The organism is Mycobacterium sp., assembly GCF_035603715.1.
Classification (GTDB): Bacteria; Actinomycetota; Actinomycetes; order Mycobacteriales; family Mycobacteriaceae; genus Mycobacterium.
On the sequence record NZ_DATNJW010000349.1, the window covers coordinates 1 to 2013 of the forward strand.

The window sequence follows — 2013 nt, forward strand, 5'->3', positions numbered from 1 at the left end:
ATGCCCTTCAACGGCGAGACGTCGGCGTAGTCCCGCCCGACGCCGACAGTGACGTACTGCTCGTTGATCTCGCTGTCGTTGGTGGGGTCGTGGTCCCACCAGCTTCCGGTCCAGGCTTGAATCCAGGCGTGGCTCTGGCCATCGACGGTCGCCCCGATCACTGCGTCAGCGTCAGGATGGTGATAGCCCGACACGTACCGGGCAGGAATTCCCATGCTGCGCAACACCATCAGCGAGAGATGAACAAAGTCCTGGCAGACGCCTTTGCCTTCACGCAAAGCATCTGAACCTGACGTGTGGACTCCGGTGCTGCCTTTGACGTAATCCAATTCGCTGCGTACCCAGGCAGCTGCCGCGATGACGGCGTCCGCGGGCTCGTGTTCCTTGGCGATCCGCTTGCCAACGGCCGCAATGCGTTTGCTCGCCGGCGTGTAATCGGTTGGACGCAGCAATTCGTCGTACCGATCGATGACCGCCTCTTGCGCCAGATCAGACCAGGCCAGCTCCTCGGTCACCGGATCGGGCTGATCCGTCTCGACGACTGACGCCGAGGTCACGGTCAACTCGGTGTGCGGTGCGTGCAAGTCGAACGCCGTCACCGCGGTGCCCCAGTAGTCGACGTAGCGGTACGACCTTGTCGCAGGGAGGGTCTCGACGCGGTTGAGGACGACGTTCTGCCGGGAGTCCGACCGCGGTGTAAGGCGGGCTTCGTTGTACGAGGCCGTCGCCGGCGACGGGTACGCATAGCCGGTCGCATGCAGCACACGTTGACGCCACATCAGCTCTTCACCTTCTTGGCCGGCAGTGGATCGCGATGGCCCGCGTCAGACCAGGCAACCCACGGTACAGCGTGAAAGTACTGTGCCGCCAACGCTTCTCCGACGTCGTAACAGGATTTCTGCAAGCCGGCAAGTCGCATCTCCAGCGACTCGAGCAGAACGCCCGGCCGCACGAATTCAAGCTCGCTACGCGCCCGCCCCAACAAACGCTGAGCCTCGGAAACGGCGCCGACACGGCTGCCCCGGTTGTGCAGCAGTTCATCGAGGCTGTGTTCGGCCAACTTCAACGAGTAAAAGATCGACCGCGGGAAGAGGCGGTCCAGCAGGATGAACTCGACGACCCGATTGGCGTCCAGCACACCGCGATAGGTACGCAGATAGGTGTCGTGTGCGCCCGCGGAGCGAAGCACCGTCACCCACGCCGGGGACACCGCGCTGTCGCCCACTCGGGACAGCAACATGCGCACGGTCATATCCACTCGCTCGATCGCACGGCCCAGCACCATGAAGCGGTAACCGTCATCACGCGACAGCGTCGAGTCGGCAAGACCGGCGAACATCGCCGCGCGACCCTCGATGAACGACAGAAACTCGTGCGGGCCAAGGCGTTTGGCGGCACGCTCACGTTCGCCCAGTGCGTTGAAGGTGGTGTTGAGGCACTCCCAAGTCTCAGTGGACGTCACCTCGCGGGCCGACCTCGCGTTCTCCCTCGCGGCCGAGATGGCGTCGACGATAGAGGAACCGTCGCCCGGAGGGTTGTGGCTGAAAGCCACCAGGTCGGTCAACGACCACACGTCCAGCTCACTATCGGGAGCCTCAATTCCCAGGACCTGCAACAGCACTCGCGAAATGTGATCGGGGTCGACGCTGGAATCTTCCAGCAGCTGGTGCACGGTGACGTCGAGGATGCGTGCGGTGTCATCGGCGCGCTCGACGTAGCGACCGATCCAGTACAGCGCTTCGGCATTGCGGGCGAGCATCAGCGAATCTCCGCCTGCTGTTGTTGTTGTTGTTGCTGCTGCTCCGGCTGTTGTTCCAGGTCCGGTTGCGACTTCGGCTGTCTTTGCTGCTGGAATTGCTTCTGCGACTGTTTCGGCTTTTCACCGTCCGAATCGCCGTTGGTCGCCGCTTTGGGCAGCTTCTTCACAACCTCGGCAGCACCGAGCTCACGATCGGCCCCCGACGTGCGCGACGCCAGCACCCAGGTGTCCTTGGACCCCCCGCCCTGGCTGGA

Annotated in this window: 2 protein-coding genes and 1 pseudogene; all 3 read right to left on the reverse strand. The window is 63.3% G+C overall.

The window, feature by feature from the left end; genetic code table 11:
* Positions 1-779, reverse strand: a 779-nt coding sequence (locus VN856_RS14520; RefSeq protein WP_325690176.1) for a transglutaminase family protein, incomplete at its 3' end; no start/stop codon positions are given.
* Positions 779-1759: an alpha-E domain-containing protein gene (locus VN856_RS14525; RefSeq protein ID WP_325690178.1), complete on the reverse strand. Its 981-nt coding sequence runs from the start codon at positions 1757-1759 to the stop codon at positions 779-781. The genes VN856_RS14520 and VN856_RS14525, both read right to left, overlap by 1 nt.
* Positions 1759-2013 (reverse strand): annotated as a pseudogene (locus tag VN856_RS14530) (circularly permuted type 2 ATP-grasp protein); the annotation flags it as partial. The pseudogene VN856_RS14530 and the gene VN856_RS14525, both read right to left, overlap by 1 nt.